A 242-nucleotide genomic window follows, 5' to 3' on the forward strand; every position below is an offset into this window, starting at 1 on the left:
CTATATCCATTTATTAATTGTGATTGCCATTGCTCATTTGCTTCAGCTTGTTCTGGCTGATTGTAAAAAAGCTCGCGTTGTTGGTTTTTAGTGGTGAATTCAGCGTCTTCTTCTGGGCCATGAGCAATCGCATCAATCGTTGCTGAATATTTAACACTGTGGTGGATGTAATCTTTATATAAAGCCTGCCAGGCATCACTTTGTGGGCCAAAGCTGCGGGCGCTATCAACCAGTGTTTTAAG

At 42.1% G+C, this 242-nt stretch carries 1 pseudogene; it reads right to left on the reverse strand.

Going from position 1 to position 242, the window contains the following annotated elements:
- A pseudogene (locus tag H5186_RS22795) lies at positions 1–242 on the reverse strand (DUF2235 domain-containing protein); the annotation flags it as partial.

It is taken from the genome of Pseudoalteromonas sp. SG41-2 (assembly GCF_014164535.1).
GTDB lineage: Bacteria > Pseudomonadota > Gammaproteobacteria > Enterobacterales > Alteromonadaceae > Pseudoalteromonas > Pseudoalteromonas rhizosphaerae.